General features: G+C 26.2%; 19 protein-coding genes and 1 pseudogene. All 20 read left to right on the forward strand.

All coding sequences use genetic code 11. The features are described from left to right. The first annotated feature begins 141 nt into the window (after positions 1-141). The 20 genes and pseudogenes from CRU94_RS04490 (at position 142) to CRU94_RS04585 (ending at position 18365) form a co-directional block, all read left to right on the forward strand. Complete coding sequence (locus CRU94_RS04490; RefSeq protein ID WP_164966563.1) at positions 142-1986, forward strand: P-loop NTPase fold protein; 1845 nt, start codon at positions 142-144, stop codon at positions 1984-1986. Next, positions 1986-2846 (forward strand): hypothetical protein, encoded by an 861-nt coding sequence (locus tag CRU94_RS04495; protein WP_129105618.1) that lies wholly within the window; start codon positions 1986-1988, stop codon positions 2844-2846. The genes CRU94_RS04490 and CRU94_RS04495 overlap by 1 nt, the downstream gene beginning before the upstream one ends. 64 nt (positions 2847-2910) lie before the next feature. Beyond that, positions 2911-3096, forward strand: a complete 186-nt coding sequence (locus CRU94_RS04500) for a hypothetical protein (RefSeq protein ID WP_129105619.1) — start codon at positions 2911-2913, stop codon at positions 3094-3096. Then, complete coding sequence (gene rffA / locus CRU94_RS04505; protein ID WP_129105620.1) at positions 3096-4229, forward strand: dTDP-4-amino-4,6-dideoxygalactose transaminase; 1134 nt, start codon at positions 3096-3098, stop codon at positions 4227-4229. The genes CRU94_RS04500 and rffA overlap by 1 nt, the downstream gene beginning before the upstream one ends. Beyond that, positions 4210-5874: a DUF6044 family protein gene (locus tag CRU94_RS04510; protein WP_129105621.1), complete on the forward strand. Its 1665-nt coding sequence runs from the start codon at positions 4210-4212 to the stop codon at positions 5872-5874. The genes rffA and CRU94_RS04510 overlap by 20 nt, the downstream gene beginning before the upstream one ends. A 2-nt stretch (positions 5875-5876) precedes the next feature. After that, complete coding sequence (locus CRU94_RS04515) at positions 5877-6935, forward strand: N-acetylneuraminate synthase family protein (protein WP_129105622.1); 1059 nt, start codon at positions 5877-5879, stop codon at positions 6933-6935. Then, on the forward strand, positions 6932-8077 hold the full coding sequence (locus CRU94_RS04520; RefSeq protein ID WP_129105623.1) for a polysaccharide pyruvyl transferase family protein: 1146 nt from the start codon (positions 6932-6934) through the stop codon (positions 8075-8077). The genes CRU94_RS04515 and CRU94_RS04520 overlap by 4 nt, the downstream gene beginning before the upstream one ends. 365 nt (positions 8078-8442) lie before the next feature. Further along, a pseudogene (locus CRU94_RS09800) lies at positions 8443-8643 on the forward strand (CatB-related O-acetyltransferase); the annotation flags it as partial. A gap of 86 nt (positions 8644-8729) precedes the next feature. Next, positions 8730-9986, forward strand: a complete 1257-nt coding sequence (locus CRU94_RS04530; RefSeq protein ID WP_129105625.1) for a lipopolysaccharide biosynthesis protein — start codon at positions 8730-8732, stop codon at positions 9984-9986. After that, complete coding sequence (locus tag CRU94_RS04535) at positions 9979-11271, forward strand: hypothetical protein (protein WP_129105626.1); 1293 nt, start codon at positions 9979-9981, stop codon at positions 11269-11271. The genes CRU94_RS04530 and CRU94_RS04535 overlap by 8 nt, the downstream gene beginning before the upstream one ends. Further along, positions 11272-11457 carry a hypothetical protein gene (locus CRU94_RS04540; protein ID WP_129105627.1) on the forward strand — a complete coding sequence of 62 codons (186 nt, stop codon included), beginning with the start codon at positions 11272-11274 and terminating at the stop codon, positions 11455-11457. It begins immediately after the preceding gene. 535 nt (positions 11458-11992) lie between these two features. After that, positions 11993-12865, forward strand: coding sequence for a glycosyltransferase (locus CRU94_RS04545; protein WP_129105628.1), 873 nt, complete (start codon positions 11993-11995; stop codon positions 12863-12865). Between the two features lie 492 nt (positions 12866-13357). Continuing rightward, on the forward strand, positions 13358-14422 hold the full coding sequence (locus CRU94_RS04550) for an O-antigen ligase family protein (RefSeq protein ID WP_164966564.1): 1065 nt from the start codon (positions 13358-13360) through the stop codon (positions 14420-14422). 6 nt (positions 14423-14428) lie between these two features. Beyond that, the gene (locus CRU94_RS04555; RefSeq protein ID WP_129105630.1) at positions 14429-15199 is read left to right on the forward strand and encodes a glycosyltransferase; all 771 of its coding nucleotides are present in this window, start codon (positions 14429-14431) and stop codon (positions 15197-15199) included. Next, a complete protein-coding gene (locus tag CRU94_RS04560; protein WP_129105631.1) occupies positions 15189-15974 on the forward strand; it encodes a glycosyltransferase family 2 protein in 786 nt (261 codons plus the stop codon). The genes CRU94_RS04555 and CRU94_RS04560 overlap by 11 nt, the downstream gene beginning before the upstream one ends. A gap of 54 nt (positions 15975-16028) precedes the next feature. Next, positions 16029-16955 carry a sugar transferase gene (locus CRU94_RS04565; protein WP_129105632.1) on the forward strand — a complete coding sequence of 309 codons (927 nt, stop codon included), beginning with the start codon at positions 16029-16031 and terminating at the stop codon, positions 16953-16955. Between the two features lie 68 nt (positions 16956-17023). Beyond that, on the forward strand, positions 17024-17278 hold the full coding sequence (locus tag CRU94_RS04570; protein WP_129105633.1) for a type II toxin-antitoxin system Phd/YefM family antitoxin: 255 nt from the start codon (positions 17024-17026) through the stop codon (positions 17276-17278). Next, positions 17268-17591 carry a type II toxin-antitoxin system RelE family toxin gene (locus CRU94_RS04575; RefSeq protein ID WP_129105634.1) on the forward strand — a complete coding sequence of 108 codons (324 nt, stop codon included), beginning with the start codon at positions 17268-17270 and terminating at the stop codon, positions 17589-17591. The genes CRU94_RS04570 and CRU94_RS04575 overlap by 11 nt, the downstream gene beginning before the upstream one ends. A 198-nt stretch (positions 17592-17789) precedes the next feature. Next, on the forward strand, positions 17790-18032 hold the full coding sequence (locus CRU94_RS04580; RefSeq protein WP_129105635.1) for a hypothetical protein: 243 nt from the start codon (positions 17790-17792) through the stop codon (positions 18030-18032). Continuing rightward, positions 18033-18365, forward strand: coding sequence for a type II toxin-antitoxin system PemK/MazF family toxin (locus CRU94_RS04585; protein ID WP_129105636.1), 333 nt, complete (start codon positions 18033-18035; stop codon positions 18363-18365).

Raw genomic sequence — 18365 nt, forward strand, 5'->3', positions numbered from 1 at the left:
TCATACTTGTATATGAAAAAACTTATAGAGCACTATTTTGACTTTATAAGTATTAGTGAAATCGCAATATTTTCTATACTTTCTATACTTGTTCTTGGTTATTTTTTATGTAGAAATAATAAAATAAATGATAAAGAAAAATTGAAAAATGAGTTATTAGATGATGATGTATATAAAAATTTAAATACAAATCAAACAGATGGTGTTAAAAATATTATTGAAAACTATAAGAGCGATAATTTTTTCTCTTTAGCTTTGATTGGAGCTTGGGGAAGTGGAAAAAGTTCTTTTCTATGGAACTTACAACAACAATTCACAAAAGATAAAGTAATATATCTAAATGTTTGGAAACTTGAGAATATTCAAAATATACTTCAAGAGATAGAAAAAGAGTTTGATAATATTATTTTTGAATGCAATAAAACAGGATGGGCGATTCATCATATTAAAAGTATATTTATAAGAGATTATTTTTCTACACTATCAAAATACTTTTTAGAAAACAAAATAAATATAAACTTGTTCTTTTCTCAAACAATACAAGAATCAAAAAATGAATATAATATGCTTTTAAAAGAGAGTCTACAAGATAAAAAGATAGTTTTTATGCTAGATGAAATTGATAGATTAGATTCAAAAGATGATATATTAAATATTTTTAAAGTGATTAGGTATCTTGCTTCTTTTGATAAAGTCTTTACTATTACGGCTATTGATATTGAAAAAGTTGGTGAAAAAGTTGGCTTGAAGTATACTCATAAAATCTTTAATTCAAAATATACAATACCTATTACGACTAAAAGTGAAATACATGATTTTTTAAAAGTAGAGATATCTAAAAAACTATCAAGTTTTATAACTAAAGAAAATTTTGAAAAACTTTTAAGAGTTAAAGTTAAAGATAAAATATTAATTGATTATATTAAAACATATAGAGAGATAAAAAATTGTTATAACGATACTTATATCTTATGTCAAAGCTTGGAAAATGGAAATAAAAATTGGAATAAGTATATAGATTTTGAATTTATTTTTGTTTTAAATCTTATAAAATCTTTGAACTTTGATTTTTATATTAAGATAATGAAAGATAAAACTCTTACAAATCTTGTATTAGGCGAATTGTTTTATAAGAAAATTACATCATCTTCAAACTATAGTGATACTAAAGAAAAAGATGAAAAAGTTTATATAGAAAATATTAAAGATTACGAAAAATTTGGTGAAATAATTGAACTTTATACTGTTTTATTAAGAAATAGAAATTTGGAACAATCATTTTATGTTTACGAGCATTATAAAATTTATGATTATATGTTTACAGAATTCGAATATAAAGAGTTTTTAGAAGATACAAATAAAGCAAAAGAAAAATTTAATAAATTATCATATAAACCAGAAGAGCAAAAATCATTTATAATTTTTTTAATTTCACATATATATGGTGATGAGAAGATAGAAAATGTTCAAAGCATATTAAAAACTATAAAAGTGTTAATAATATCAAATGAAGAGTATCTAAATCTTATTTATAGACTTTTAGAGAATTTTGATGATAGGGGTATTTCAAAACAAGTTATTGAATATATGTTTAAAATATATTTTGAGAGCTTAGAGTTAGACAGAAAAGAAGATAATAAAACTTTAATAGATTCTATAAATATAAATATCTCAAATATTTCAAATACAAAACTAAAATTTGATTTATATAAAATTGCATACGATTATTTTAAAACAAAAGATTTGCAAAGCGATTTTAAAGTTTCACTTTGTAATTCACAAAATTTAATTGAATTAAATAGTTCATATTTTTCTCAATTTATAAAACTTATAGAATATTTAGGAGAAAAACCAGATAGTTTTTTTGAAGATAAGCAACAATATATGCTCTGGACAAAATATGACGATGCTTCAAGTATGATGGCTCATTATGGATATAGCGGAAAAGAGATAAAAGATATAATTAATAAAGGAAATTCAAATTAATGGAACTATATTTAGGTTATCCAATTTTTATTTGGGAAGGATTGATAAATTTTGTTTCAGTTGTTGTAGCTGGACTAGTTATTGCTTTTATTACTACTTTTTATTTGAAGAAAAAAGATGAAAAAACTAGGGTAGCAGGGGTTATTTTAGAAAAAAGAGTAAATGCACAACATGAGATTTTACAATTTGTAGAAAGCAATACTCAAAAATTTGAAATGCTACAATCAGATGCAATTATTCTTCGTGAATTGATTTTGAGTCATGATTTGGAACTTCCTTATGATCCACAGATTCAATATGCTGATATTTTTTCATCTGTAGATAAATTTCATAAATTTTTCCATGGTTTTGAGAGTATTTTAGAAAAGCATAAACTGTGGTTAGATTTAAAAGTTAGACATCAAATGTTACTAATGAATTCTTATTTTGCATCAATTAATGCTATGTTGGTCTCTTTTAACCGTTTACCTTTGCCAAATGGTGTCAAACTTAAAGAAAAAGATTTTACTGTTCTTGGCAATAAATTGTTGTTAATTCTTGGTGCGGGACTTGATGAAGAGTTTAATTTTCTAGTTATGGATTTAGAGGTGCTTATGGTTAATTCTATTTATAAACTAGATTTAACTCGCCCTAAGAGTGGATTTTTTAGTAAGAGAAAAGCTAGTAAAGAAGTAAAAAGAGTTGAAAATTTTTTATATAATGAATCTCTTTTTGGAGAATATATAAGAATTATACCGATTTTAATTATACAAATTTTACAAGCATATAAAAATATAGAGATAAATATTGACGAAGCTATGGATTATTATATGAAAGTTGCTAATACTTCAGGAGCAGATAAGCCACATAGTTTTCTATAAAGATAAATTTAGTATAATCAAAGGTTTTAAAACAAAATAGAAATAATATATGCAAGGAACTAAAATGTACACAATATCAATTCAAAATAAAGTTTTACTCTTTAGAAATGGGGCATTAATAGGTGAAACAACAATTGAAAAAATTGAAGATTTTTGTATTCAACACAATTTACAATTACCTCAAATTTGGGATGAGAATGACGATAATTGTAAGCTACTTATAAAAGAATACTTTGGAGCAAGAGAATAATGATACCATTTAACAAGCCACCATTTACTGGTAATGAAGAAAAATATGTAATAGAATCTATGAAAAGTAGTAAAATCTCTGGAGATGGAGAGTTTACAAAAAAATGTCACAAGTGGTTTGAAGAAAAACTACATTGTAAAAAAGCACTTTTGACTACAAGTTGTACTCATGCTCTTGAGATGGCTGCAATTTTATTAGATATAAAAGAGGGTGATGAAGTAATCATGCCTTCATATACTTTTGTATCTACTGCAAATGCTTTCGTGCTAAGAGGTGCAAAAATAGTTTTTGTAGATATAAGACCTGATACTATGAATATAGATGAATCAAAAATAGAACAAGCCATAACAAACAAAACAAAAGTTATAGTTCCAGTTCACTATGCTGGAGTTGCTTGTGAGATGGATACTATCATGGATATAGCAACAAGATATAATCTTTTCGTAGTTGAAGATGCAGCGCAAGGTATGATGAGTACATATAAAGGTAAAGCTTTAGGTACTATTGGTCATCTTGGAGCTTTTAGTTTTCATGAAACAAAAAACTATACAAGTGCTGGAGAGGGTGGACTTCTTATCATCAATGATGAAAAATATATCCAAAGAGCTGAAATCATAAGAGAAAAAGGTACAAATAGAAGTCTGTTTTTTAGAGGTATGGTAGATAAATACTCTTGGGTAGATTTAGGAAGTAGCTATCTTATGAATGATGTGAGTGCTGCATATCTTTGGGGAAATTTAGAAAAAGCTGATGAGATAAATCAAAATAGACTAAATAGTTGGCAAAAGTATTTTGATGGATTAAAAGAGCTTGAAAACAGAGGTTTTGTAGAACTTCCAAAAATTCCAGATGGATGTGTACAAAATGCTCACATGTTTTATATAAAAGTAAAAGATTTGGAAGAAAGAACAGCTTTATTAGATTATTTAAAAGAAAATGATATAGGAGCAGTCTTTCACTATGTACCATTGCACTCTGCACCTGCTGGAGAGAAATTTGGGCGATTTGATGGTATTGATGAATTTACTACAAAAGAGAGTGAGAGGTTAATAAGATTGCCTATGTATTATGGATTGGGAAGTAAAGAGATAAATAAAATATGTGGAGTGATTTGTGAATATTTTACAAAATAAGTATTTCCAATTATCATCTTTTATATTATTTTTGTATGTTCTTCCATTGATTGTTTTGAGAGAGAATAGTTATATATTAATCCATGATAATCTTGATTCTAATATTGTATGGTTTAAAACTTTAGTTGAAAGTGGTATGATGTTTTCATCTTCATCGGATACTATAAATTCTTTTATGAATTCACCAAGAGCAGCATTTGATACTGAATTTAGTGTATTATTATGGATAAATTATTTTTTTGAACCTTATCTTGCTTATATAATAAATCAACTTATTATAAGAGTTGTTGCATTTATGGGTATGTATTTTCTTCTTAATAGATATATATTAAAAGATGAAAAGAGATATTCTTTTTTAATCGCTTCACTTTATTCTATATTACCTTTTTGGCATTCAGGTGGGCTTAGTGTTGCTGGACTTCCTATAATTACTTATGTATTTCTAAATATTAGAAACTCAATTGATACTAAAAAAGACTGGATAATATTAATTTTATTTCCTTTATACAGTTCATTTGTTTTAAGTATGATGTTTTATATTATATTTACTGGATTTGTATGGATATATGATATTTTAAAAAAAACTGTTATAAGAAAATTCACAATAGCATTATTTTTATTTGGAGTCATTTATTTACTTATAAATTACAGATTGTTAGAAGTATTTATTTTTGGCAGTGATTTTATTTCTCATAGAACGGAAAGAATTACAGAATATTATGGTTTATTAAGTGTTTTAATAGCATCTATGAAACATTTTATTTTTGGTCAATATCATGCTCATAGTTTACATATAGTCTTTTTACCATTCGTAGGGATTGTATTTTTATTAAACTTATTTTCTAAATCAAAAGATAAATTGTTAATAGGTTTATTTATCTTAAATATAGGTATCTCTTTATGGTATGGTTTTTGGAAATATGAAGTGTGGGAAAGTTTAAAGGCGAGTAGCTCTATATTAAATTCATTAAATCTGGCAAGATTCCATTTCTTAACACCGTTAATATGGTATGTTTTATTTGGATTATCTATAAAGTATTTAATTGATAATTTTACCTTTAAATATCGCAATATAATAATTTATTTCTTTATTGGATTAACAACTTTATATCTTTTTTATAAAAGTGATTTTATTCATGAATATAGAAGTAATGGAATTACTTATAATCAGTTTTTTGCTCCAACACTTTTTGAAGATATAAGTATTTATTTAAATAAGGATAAAAACTCTTTTAAAGTAGCAAGTATTGGTATTCATCCATCTATTGCAAGATACAATGGTTTTTATACATTAGATGGTTACTTAGCAAATTATTCTTTAGAATATAAACATCAATTTAGAAAAATCATATCAAAAGAGTTAGAAAAAAATGAAAAGCTCAGAAAAGGCTTCGATAATTGGGGAAGTCGATGCTATATCTTTGTAGATGAAGTTGGATATACCTTTATACGAAAAAAAGATGAAGTTTATCCTATAAATATAAATTTAAATACAAAAGTATTACAAGAGATGGAGGGAGAATATATATTTTCTTCATATCCTATAATCAATATAGAAGAGAACAATATTAAGTTATTAAGAAAATTTGAAGATGAAGATTCTGCTTGGGATATATATCTTTATCAAATAATAATCGAGGAATAAAAATGAAACTAAAAGACCTATTTAAAACAGTAAACCCTTATGAGAAGAAACTTTACAAGCCATATATCATAGCAGAGATTGGTGTAAATCATGAAGGTAGTATGGAGCTCGCTAAAAGACTAGTAGATGAAGCAAAAGAGGGTGGTGCTGATGCTGTAAAGTTTCAAAGTTATAAAGCAGAAACTTTAGCATCAAAAGATTCGCCATCTTATTGGGATACTACAAAAGAACCTACTACTAGTCAGTATGAGTTATTTAAAAAACATGATTCCTTTTGGATTGAAGAAATGAAAGAACTAAAACTTTATTGTGACAAAGTGGGTATTGAGTTTATGAGTACCCCTTTTGATATTGAGAGTGCTGATTTTTTAAATGATATGATGGATGTATATAAAATCTCATCTTCAGATTTAACAAATAAGCCATTTATAGAATATATGTGTAAGTTTAACAAGCCTATTATCCTCTCAACTGGAGCTAGTAATCTTTATGAGATTCAAGAAGCTGTTAGCTGGATAGAAAAATATGGCAATCCTTTGGCACTTTTACATTGTGTATTAAACTATCCAACACCTGATAAAAATGCAAATCTTGGAATGATACTAGATCTTAAACAAAAGTTTCCAGATAAAATAATAGGATATAGCGACCATACATTACCAAATGATATGAAAGTGTGTGAGATGGCTACGATGCTTGGAAGTGTGATAATAGAAAAACACTTTACTCACGATAAAACACTTCCAGGAAATGATCACTATCATGCTATGGATAAAGAAGATTTAAAACTATTTAGAAAGAACTTAGAAAGAACTTTTGATATCTTAGGTGGATTTAAAATAGAAGCTCTTGAAGATGAAACTTTATCTAGGAATAATGCAAGAAGAAGTTTAGTAGCTCTAAAAGATATCCCAAAAGGCAAGATTATAGAAGAAAGTGATTTAACATTTAAAAGACCAGCTCATGGAGTAAGTCCAAAGTTTATAGATGAAGTTGTAGGAAAAACTGCTATAAAAGATATAAAAGATGATGATGTAATAAAATGGGATATGTTTGAATGAAAAACCAATATACAATACTAACAGGTAGTAAAAATAATGCGGGAGATTTCCTAATAAAATATCGTGCAAAACAACTATTTAAAGAGTTACGACCTGATAGAGAGATTATAGATTTTAATGCATGGGAAACATTTGATTCTGAAAAGTTAAAAATAGTAAATGAATCAAAAGCTCTTATTTTATTGGGTGGACCTTCGTTGCAAAAATTTATGAGACCTAATATCTACAAAATGACTGATAATCTTGATGATATAAAAGTTCCTATAATTTCTATGGGTATCGGTTGGAAGTCTATATCTGGAAATTGGGAAGATACTTATGATTATCCACTTAGTGATGAAAGCATTGAGCTACTGAAAAGAATAAATAGTAGTGGATATTTATCTAGTGTAAGGGACTATCATACATTGAATTCTATACGATTTAAAGGTTTTGAAAACTTTTTGATGACAGGTTGTCCTGCGTATTATGATTTAGATTATATTGGTAGTCCATTTGAAAATCCGAACATCAAAAAAATGGCTTTTTCTTTAGGTGTAAGTTTCATCCATAGTCCATCTATGGAAAAACTGATGAAAGAAAATATTTTGGCTTGCAAAAAACACTTTGAGGATAAAGAATTTGAAGTGGTGTTTCACCATTCACTTAATACAAAAAAGTTTCTCTCAACTCATGGAGCTAGTTCAACTCACTCTCAAAAACATAATGAATTTGCAAAATGGTTAGAAGATAATAATATAAAATATGTAGATATATCAGGAAGTGCAGAAAATCTTATGAATTATTATCAAAATATTGACTTGCATATAGGTTATAGAGTTCATGCACATATATTTATGAATAGTATCTCTAAGTTTTCTATTTTGATTAGCGAAGATGGAAGAGCAAAAGGTGCAAAAGAAGTAATAGGGGGGATAGTTTTAGATGGATTCACTAAGTTTAAAAATGACTTTTTTACTAAGGTTTTAAATAGACTATTAAGTAATTATGATAAATTTGAATCAAATAAAAACTTAACAAAAGAGATAATCTCAAATATAGAGTATGAAAGAAAGATTGATTTTGTAAGAATAAAAAACTCTAGAAATCAAATAGATAATAACTTTGAAGTAATGAAACAGTTTATGGTTCAATTACCATGATAAAAGAATTAATAAAAAAATTAATATTTTCTTATAGAATTAAAAAATATTATAAAAATAATATTATTAATAAAAATTGTACTATTGGAAGAAATGTTACTTTAAATAATTGTACATTTAATGATTATTCTAGGGTTGCGGAATATGCATCTATACATAATACAGAAGTTGGGAACTATAGTTCATTAGGACGATATTCTAAAATTACTTATACTACAATTGGAAAATATTGTGCTATTTCATGGGATACAACAATAAACGCAATAAGTCATCCCTATAATCATTTAACCATAAATGCATTTCCATATGTTCCACATGTAGGTAATTTTGTAAAAGAAAGAAAACAAAGTTATCAAAAAGTTACTATAAAGAATGATGTTTGGATTGGTGCAAATAGTGTTATTATGCCTGGTGTTACGATAGGTAATGGAGCTATTATCGGAGCGGGTGCAGTAGTAACAAAAGATGTTCCTGATTATGCGATAGTTGTAGGAGTTCCTGCAAAAGTAATCAAATATAGATTTACTCAAGACATTATAGATAGATTATTGATTTTAAAATGGTGGGATTTAGATCCATCAATTATTAAAAAACATGTTAATTTATGGGGGGGGGAATTTAATTGCGATTCCCTAAAGAGATTAGAGGAAATATGCAAATAGTAAAAAACTCTACTATTTATCTTGGTAGTAGCATACTTAGTAAAGCAGTTCCTTTTCTAATGTTACCAATCTTAACTAAATACTTATCTCCAGAAGAATATGGACTATTATCTATATATCTTATTTTTATATCTTTGTATGGTGCATTTGTAGGAATGGCATTACATACAAATATTGCAAAAAACTATTATAAAGTAAAAAGAGAAGAATTATCAAAGATAATTGGAAATATAATATTTATACTTATCTCTACTACACTTATATATTTCTTTGTATCAATAGGTATTTGGGGTTTATTTGATGAAATTTTTTCTATTCCAACATGGCTATTCTTATTTATTCCTTTTATTGCTTTTATGCAAATGGTAAATAATCTAAACACTACGATTTTAAGGAATGAACAAAGAGCTTATATGTATGGGATATTTGAAGTTTCATTAACTGTTTTAACAGTAGGTATAACGGTATATTTCCTTGTGGTATTTAACTATAGTTGGTATTCTCAAATAGTAGGTGTGACTGTAGGAAGTTTAGTTTTTTGTATTATTGGTTTTATTTATATGTATAAAAGAAACTATATCTCTTTTGTGTTTGATAAAGAGAAGATAAAATCTATTCTACATATTTCTATTCCTCTTATCCCTCATGTTTTGGGTGGATTAATCATAGCTATGAGTGATAGACTTTTTATAGAAAGAATGATAGGCTTAGAAGCAGTTGGATTGTATGCTGTGGGCTATTCTTTTGGGATGATAGTTATGCTTTTTACAGATGCTTTTATAAAAGCTTGGAGCCCTTGGTTTTATAAATCACTAGCAAATCCAACAGATGAAAAAAAACAAAAGATAGTGAAGTTTAGCTATATCTTTATCGTTGGATTATTTATACTGGCTTTTGCTATCTCTTTGGTTGCAGAATTTATATTGCCTTATTTTGTAGATGAGAAGTTTTATGGTGCAAGTGAGTTTATATTTTGGGTGGCTTTTGGATATGCTATACGAGGAGTGTATCAAATCTTTTTCCCATATTTAGTACATATAAGCCGTACAGGATTTTTGGCTGTTAGTACTGTAACCGCTGCACTAATAAATCTACTGTTAAATTATATCTTGATAGATGCCTATGGAGCAATAGGAGCAGCATACGCAACAGCAGGAGCTTTTGCTATAAGTGCTTTACTTGTATTTTGGTATCAACAAAAAAATTATTATATGCCATGGTTTGTAAGGAGAAAAGTAAGTGAATAAACCAAAAACAATAAAAGAGTTATGCGAATTTATCTGGTATCTTGAAGAAAAATATCATCTATTAGATTTTGAAGTAGATGGAGTGAAAGTTTGGCAATATACAAGAATGCAGTTTTATTATAAACTAGCAGAAGCTAGTGGTGTGCTTTCTCAACCTCATGGAAGTATGAATAAAAAAGATAAAATAAAAAATGTTTTTAGTTACTTTAAAAATAGTTTGAAAAATAACTATTTTACTTTAAAACAAAAAGATATAATAGTATTTTCACATCCTAGAGTTGTAAATGTTGATGGTGAACTTATAGATATATATACAAAATATTTTATCGATGAATTATTAGAAAAAGAGGATAGTTTAGTAGAGTTTGAAAGTGCTCATCTAGGTGGGCATCAAAAAGAGAAACAAAACTTCGCACACTATACAGACTGGATAGCTTTAGCTCAAAGAATATATAAACAGTTTTTAAAAGTTAAGATATCAGATGATCAAATAAAACTACTTAAAAAAGTAGAAAACGATATAAATACTGTATGTGAAACAAATATTGATCTCACATCCTTTGCAATGAAAAATATCAAAACATATAAAGCAAATTATAAAATATATAATAAGATATTTCAAAAAGTAAAACCAAAAGTATTTTATACTGTAGTATCATACGGACAAGCCCCAATCATAAGAGCTGCAAAAGACAATGACATAGAAGTAGTAGAACTGCAACATGGTACATTTAGTAAGTATCATTTAGGTTATAGTTTTCCAGATAGAAAAGAGTCTTTAGATTATTTTCCAGATAAATTGTATGTATGGAATGATTTTTGGAAAGAGATGATTAAACTTCCTATTTCAGATGAATTTGTCGTATCTGATAGTTTTAGATATATGGAAAAACAAAAATTAAAATTCACCCATTTTGAAAAAAAAGAAAATCAGCTAGTAGTCCTTTCTCAAGGAGCTATCGGAAATGATATTGCAGAAAAGTTACTTATGCATTATGAAAGATTTAAAAATTATCAAATAAAATACAAACTTCATCCTGGTGAGTTTGATAGATGGCAGACTTATCCAGCTTTAGTAAGTTTAAGTAAATATAGGAATGTAGAGATAATCAAAAATGAAACTCCTTTGTATGAATTATTTGCTACAAGTTCTTTACAAATAGGGGTATTTTCAACAGCACTTTATGAAGGTGTAGAGTTTGGATGCGAGACTATTTTGTTTGATATAAATGGGATAGAGTATATGGATAGGTTTATTGAGTTGTATGGGGTCGAGGTGCTGTAAATGAATGACAAACTACTCTACAAATACACCTCACTAAAAAAATTTGATCAATTTGTAGATATGATTATAAACAATAGACTTTTTGCAGCTCCTTTTAAAAAACTAAATGATTCTATGGAAGGATTTTATTTACAAACAGATAATAATACAAAAATTATAAATAGTATTATAGAAGAAGAAAAGTAGTTTTTGATAAAGAGTTTATAAAGATAGATCTAAAAAAGATTTATATTGGAAATAGGACTACTGCAATCCATAGAGATTTGATTGAAAATCTTATAAAAACTTATCATCCTGAAGTAGAGATTAGTGAGTGTGAAGTTTCTTACAGAGTTAGAGGTACTCTATAGTAACAAAGATTATAACCGACTCAATAACACTCCTAGAAAAAATATCACAATACAAAGATACACTTCTGAGCAAAAGATTTATAGGTTTTTGCTCTCATTTGGATGTAGTTTCTTAGCGTATCATTTTGAACTTTTTGAAGTGCTTCATATCAAAACTTAGAATGTCTTTTAGCGACTTTAAATAATGCAGATAAAATAGTACAAAATAACATACAAAACCCACTTTACTATGAAACATTTATATCTCTGGCATATTATTATGCTTATGTAGTAGAACAAATAAGAAAGACTGTAGCAAAAGAAGTTTGAAAGTGATGTTTTTGTATACTTTTTGACTTTAAAATGAATAAAAAAACAAGGCATTAAGATAAATGAATAATCCGTTAGTAACAATATACATCCCCACATACAACAGAAAAGAATTATTATCAAGAGCTGTAAATTCAGTATTAAATCAAACTTATAAAAATATTGAAGTAATAATAGTAGATGATTGTTCGCCAGATGATACAATAGAGTATTTAGAAGAACTAATTAGAAAAGATAATAGAGTAAGATATTTTCAAAATGAAACTAATAGTGGAGCATGTGTATCAAGAAATAAAGCGATTAAAGAAGCTAAAGGTGAATTTATCACAGGACTTGATGATGATGATTATTTTTTGCCTAGTAGAATAGAAAATTTTGTAAATTACTGGCAAAAACATGTTAAAGAAAATTCAGATGTTGTTTGTTTGTTTAGTTCTAACTATGTAAAAAATACAGATAGTTATGATATAAATAAAATGAAAATTTCAAAAAAATTTATAAAAATCAGGCAATTTGATTTATTAATAGGAAATTTTATAGGAAATCAAGTTTTTACAACAACAGAAGAACTACGAAATAATCTATTTGATGAAAATTTACCTATGTGGCAAGATTTGGATTGTTGGTATCGACTTTTAAAAAATAATCAAAAAGCTATAAAAATCAAAGTACCATCTTATGTAATGGATGTAAGTCATCCACATGAGAGAATTACTATTCAAAAATCAAATAAAGTTTTCAGTACTTTTCAATATTTATCTAATAAATATAAATTAAATAATAAACAGAAGACACTTTTACAAACTCATACATTTTCATATAATGTTGATAGTCTAAATTTTAAAATAATTTTAAAGTTGTTTTATCAGCATAAAAATATATTATCTTTTATTCTTTTATTAAAAAAGAATTTAAATAAAAAATTTGATAAATAATAAAATAGGAAAAATAAAATTGTTTTTTTCTCGTTCAAGCTCTAGCTTGGTAACACATACAGTAAGCAACAAAAAAGGTAACTAATGTGTAGAAGTAGATATAAAATATACGAACCGACTCATCTGCATTTAGTAGTAAGTAGTGATAATATAGCTCAAACGATTAGAAAGTTTAAGAGTTTTACAGCAAAAGAGTAGATGAAGCAAAATATTGAGATACAGTAGTGCTAGAGATTATGAAGATATAAATGGATTTTTAGAGATAGAGAGGATGTGCTGATGATAGGTTTGAGTATGCATTCCCAAGTTGGAGCTTGGGAAAGAGGGAAAGAAATAATTAAACCCGAAAGATATTATATATTTTTCACAGTTTTATATTTATCGACTTTTTTTTATCCTAGAGTTAACATTGAAGTTGGGTTTGCATTAAAATTATTTATGGTTACTTCTTTTTTGATATTTATTCTTAATCTTAAGAAATTTAGATTTTATTTGAATAATTATGATTATATTTTTATATTTTTTATAGCTTATGCAAGTATTACTGTTATTTTTTCATACGATATTCTTAGTGGATTTCGTATGATATTGGGTTCTTTGATACTTTTATTTTGTTATTTTATAATTAAATTTTTTCTAATTGAATATATTTTATTCAAAAATATTTCTATTCATAAGATAATGATACCTACTGCATTTATTTTTATATCTATTTCTCTTATTTTATATCTTTTAGGATTTATCAAAATAGGAGGCAATTTTATAGAATTTGAACATATTAGAGTTTGGGGTATATATGTTGAAAGAGCTATGCCTAGATTAATAGGTTTAAATTTTGATCCAAACATATTTGTTTTTAGTTCTTTAATACTTTTTTATTATTTATATTTTTTAGATAATAAGAGTATATTAGTATATTTGTTACTTTTTTCAATTTCTTTATTAATAGTTTTAACGATATCAACAGCAGGATTAATTTCAATAGCTATTCCTCTATTTTTATACTATTTTTATAAATTTATAAAGTTTTTTATAATAAAAAAATATAAGATTTCTATAAAAAGTATATTTATTTCAATATTTATGATTCTCTTTTTCTTCTATATCTTTAGTTTAATAAGCACAAATGAATTTATTTTAAATATTTTAGAAAAGAGAATTAATAATTTAGATAGTGGTAGTGGAAGATTTGAAATTTGGTCAAATGCATTGATTTTATTTCAAGAACATCCAGTTTTTGGTATTGGTTGGTATAATTTTCTTGAATACAATAAAATTTATTTTGATAGAGGAAATTATATGCATAATACTTTTTTAGAGGCTTTAGTTGAGCTAGGTATAGTTGGATTTTTAATTTATATATTGTTTTTTGTTACTTTATTTATTGCAGTAGTTAAAATTCAGTCAAATAAGAACAATAAGTATTTATTTTTCACTTTTTTATCAATGTTAATTTTATTAAATAGTTTATCCCTTTATATAAATGAGATGATTTTTGTATTTATGGCTTTTGTGTCATATGAACTTTATAAAATAAAAAATATAGTAAGGAATTAATAAATAATGTTTAAGACACTAATATCAACAATGGATGATAAATTTTTAAATAGGAAGCTAGCTCTTCCTTTTAATCATTTGATTATAAATCAATTAGTAAATAAACAAACAAGTGATTATCAACAAGACAACCTTATTTCTGTAATGGAAAAAGGTTTATCTAAAAGCAGAAATAGAGCTTTAGAACACTGTACATCTGATATAGCACTTATTAGCGATGATGATGTTGAGTATGTTGATGATTTGGAATATATAATTTTAAAAGCTTTTAAAGAAAATCCTGATGCTGATATTATTACTTTTCAAGTGAAAACTCCTGATGGAGAATTTTTCAAAGATAATTATAAAGATAAATCTTTTTACCATAATCAAAAAACAATAATGAGAGTATCTTCAGTAGAGATAGCTTTTAGGGTAGATAAAATCAAAAAAAATTGTATTAAGTTTGATGAAGATTTTGGACTTGGTACAAATTATCCTACAGGAGAAGAAGCTATTCTTTTAAGTGATGCATTAAAAAAAGGGTTAAAAATATTATATATTCCTTTGCCAATAGTTATTCATCCAAAAGAAAGTTCAGGAGGAATGTTTAAAAACAATCCAAAACTTTTAGAAGCAAAAGGTGCTATGTTTTTTAGAATATTTGGATTGAGTGGATATTTCATTTCTTTTTTATTTGCAATTAAAAAATATAAAATGTCAAATAATTCTTTATTAGGATTTTATAAGCTAATGCTGCAAGGTATAAAAGAGTATAAGGAAACAAATGCAAAATAATCTAGTCTCAATAATAACCCCATCATACAATTCATCAAAGTTTATATCAAAAACAATAGAATCAGTTTTATCTCAAACTTACAAAAACTGGGAGATGATAATTGTTGATGATGTAAGTTCTGATAATTCAAATGAAATCATAGAGAGTTATATACAAAAAGATAGTCGTATAAAACTTATAAAGCTGGAACAAAATGGTGGTGCAGCAATAGCAAGAAATAGAGCTATTGAAGAAGCAAAAGGGAGATATATAGCATTTTTGGATGCAGATGATATTTGGAAAGATAAAAAACTAGAAAAACAAATAGAGTTTATGCAAAGAAATGATTATGCATTTACATATACGGCTTATGAAAAAGTAGATGAGCATGGTAAAGTTTTTGGTAAAATTGGAGTTCCTTCAAAAGTTTCTTATAATCAACTTTTAAAAACTTGTGTGATTGGTTGTTTAACCGCAGTTTATGATACAGAAAAATTAGGTAAAGTTTATATGCCTTTGATTCAAAAAAGACAAGATTTTGGATTGTGGTTAAAAATACTAAAAAAAATAGATTTTGCATACGGCATTAATGAATCATTTGCTTTTTATACAGTAAGAGATGATTCTATATCTGCAAATAAAAAAAGTGCTGCACAATTTACTTGGAAATTATATAGAGATGTTGAAAAACTAAATTTAATAAAAGCTAGTTACTATTTTTCACATTATGCAATAAGAGGAGTTTTAAGAACTAAATTTCCAAAAATAGCTAGATTTATTGGTGTTTTAGATTGATTATTTTTAGCAACTCTTAGCTAAAATCTAGCTTTATTTTATAGGGAAGAGAAGATGATAGTTTTAGGTAGAAAATACAAGTTCACGCAGTTTGAAAAAGTAAGACTTAATAAAAAGTTTAAAAATCAGTTTATTATCAAATACTCAGAGCGAGACCCTTTTGAAGTTCTTGAAGAGCTGAAATGTTTGCTAGATAAAACAAAAGTTAAAATCATTGTGCTAAACACAAGATACACTGTACCAAATGAAGTTATAAAATACCTTACAAACCTACAATTTGAAAGAAATATCAAACTCATCACTATAGAGCAATTTATGGAAAAATATCTATACAAATGCTATATCCCAGAAGATCACACAGATTTAAACTACCTTCAAAATATCAAGCCTTTTAATATTTTTGAGTACTCTATGAAAAGAGTTATGGATTTTTTAGGAATTTTTTGTTTGTATGCTCTTACTTTTCCTATTATGTTTTATTCAAGAAGAAGAATCAAAAAAGAATCCCCAGGAACTAGTATGTTCAAGCAAGAAAGAGTTGGAATAAACAACAAAGAGTTTAAGTGTATCAAATATAGAAGTATGAGGCTAGATGCAGAAGTTTGTGGTGCACAATTTGCATGCGAAAACGACCCTAGAGTTTTTCCTTGGGGTGAGATTATGAGAAAAACAAGAATAGATGAACTTCCTCAAATGCTAAATGTATTAAAAGGAGATATGCACCTAATTGGACCTAGACCTGAGAGAAAATTTTGGATAGAACAGTTTGAAAAAGAGATTCCATACTACAATGAACGACATCTAGTTCGCCCTGGAATTACAGGTTGGGCTCAAGTTATGTATCCATATGGAGCTGGTGTTGAAGATGCAAAACAAAAACTAATGTATGATTTGTACTATATAAAACACTATAGCCTTTGGTTGGATATTAAAATTATTTTTAAAACTATTTTGGTGGTTTTAGGTAAAAAAGGATTATAAAATCGATAGGGTTTGACTATAAAGTATTAAATATAGTACAATATTTGATATTTTAAAAGGAGTCTTAAATGCAACCAATCTTGTCAAAATATACAGCAAGTATAACAGAACTTAAAAAATCACCTTCACAACTACTAAAAGATGCAGGAGATGAAGCAGTAGCAATTTTAAATCACAATATAACTAGTGCATATCTAGTACCAAGTTCTTTATATGAAAAGATGATGGATATTATAGATGATTACTATTTAATAAAAGAGCTAGAAGAGAGATTAAACTATAAAGAAGATGAGCTAATAGAGGTCTCTTTAAATGATTTATAAAATAAAATTTACTCCAATTTCATATAAAGAGTGGAATAGTCTTGATTCAGCTATTAAGCAACAATTTAAGAAAAAATTAGAAAAAATTGTACATAATCCAAGAATAGTAAAAAATAAATTAAGCGGATATAAAAATATATATAAAATAAAGCTAAGAAACTCTGGTTTTAGACTAGCATATGAAGTAAAAGAAGAACAAATAGTTATATTAGTTTTAAGTGTAGGAAAAAGAGAAAATAATAAAATATATGAAAAACTGAAAGAAAGTATGACTAAAGAGACAGACAAAGAAGAGTTTAAAAATCTTGACTAAATAATATAAAAAAGGAAAAAAATGATACTTATCACAGGTGGAGCAGGTTATATTGCAACTCATACATTATTGGTTGGATATTAAAATTATTTTGAAAACTATTTTGGTGGTTTTAGGTAAAAAAGGTTTGTAAAATTTAATTTTATTCTTACTTCAGTATGATAAAATATATGAATTATAATAATACAGGAGCCTAAAATGTTAAGAAAAACAGTAACAATAAATGATAATTTATATAATAGGTTAATATCTTCTAAAATTACAGAAAAATATAGTTCTTTTTCTGAATTAGTATCTAGTTCTTTAGAGTTATTAATAGAGAAAAACAAAAAAGAGCAGTATAAAAAAGCTATGATAGAAGCTTCTAAAGATAAACTATATCTTCAGGATATGAAAGATATAGAAAATGATTTTAAATATGTTGATTTTGAAGAAAAATAGATGAAACAATATGATATTTATCTAGCAAATTTAAATCCGACTATAGGAAGAGAACAGCAAGGTACAAGACCAGTTTTAATAATATCAAATGAATATGAAAATATTTTAGATATTTTAACTATTATTCCAATAACTTCATTAAAAAATGGAAGAAAAATATATCCAAATGAACTTTTTTTAGAATATGAATTAGAAAAACCATCAATTCTCTTATGCCAACAAATAAGAACTATTTCTAAAGAAAGATTGGTAAAAAAACTGACAACTATCTCTAGTTTTAAAACACAAGAAAAGATTTTACAAATACTTTGTAATAGATTTGAAAAAATATAA

The sequence above is a fragment of the Arcobacter sp. AHV-9/2010 genome (assembly GCF_004116575.1).
Classification (GTDB): domain Bacteria; phylum Campylobacterota; class Campylobacteria; order Campylobacterales; family Arcobacteraceae; genus Aliarcobacter; species Aliarcobacter skirrowii.

Bases quoted from the DNA above. Each gene is read 5' to 3' on its own strand.
- CRU94_RS04495 (WP_129105618.1), top strand. From the start codon at position 1,986: ATGGAACTATATTTAGGTTATCCAATTTTTATTTGGGAAGGATTGATA.
- CRU94_RS04500 (WP_129105619.1), top strand. From the start codon at position 2,911: ATGTACACAATATCAATTCAAAATAAAGTTTTACTCTTTAGAAATGGG.
- rffA (WP_129105620.1), top strand. From the start codon at position 3,096: ATGATACCATTTAACAAGCCACCATTTACTGGTAATGAAGAAAAATAT.
- CRU94_RS04515 (WP_129105622.1), top strand. From the start codon at position 5,877: ATGAAACTAAAAGACCTATTTAAAACAGTAAACCCTTATGAGAAGAAA.
- CRU94_RS04520 (WP_129105623.1), top strand. From the start codon at position 6,932: ATGAAAAACCAATATACAATACTAACAGGTAGTAAAAATAATGCGGGA.
- CRU94_RS04530 (WP_129105625.1), top strand. From the start codon at position 8,730: ATGCAAATAGTAAAAAACTCTACTATTTATCTTGGTAGTAGCATACTT.
- CRU94_RS04540 (WP_129105627.1), top strand. From the start codon at position 11,272: ATGAATGACAAACTACTCTACAAATACACCTCACTAAAAAAATTTGAT.
- CRU94_RS04545 (WP_129105628.1), top strand. From the start codon at position 11,993: ATGAATAATCCGTTAGTAACAATATACATCCCCACATACAACAGAAAA.
- CRU94_RS04555 (WP_129105630.1), top strand. From the start codon at position 14,429: ATGTTTAAGACACTAATATCAACAATGGATGATAAATTTTTAAATAGG.
- CRU94_RS04560 (WP_129105631.1), top strand. From the start codon at position 15,189: ATGCAAAATAATCTAGTCTCAATAATAACCCCATCATACAATTCATCA.
- CRU94_RS04565 (WP_129105632.1), top strand. From the start codon at position 16,029: ATGATAGTTTTAGGTAGAAAATACAAGTTCACGCAGTTTGAAAAAGTA.
- CRU94_RS04570 (WP_129105633.1), top strand. From the start codon at position 17,024: ATGCAACCAATCTTGTCAAAATATACAGCAAGTATAACAGAACTTAAA.
- CRU94_RS04575 (WP_129105634.1), top strand. From the start codon at position 17,268: ATGATTTATAAAATAAAATTTACTCCAATTTCATATAAAGAGTGGAAT.
- CRU94_RS04580 (WP_129105635.1), top strand. From the start codon at position 17,790: ATGTTAAGAAAAACAGTAACAATAAATGATAATTTATATAATAGGTTA.
- CRU94_RS04585 (WP_129105636.1), top strand. From the start codon at position 18,033: ATGAAACAATATGATATTTATCTAGCAAATTTAAATCCGACTATAGGA.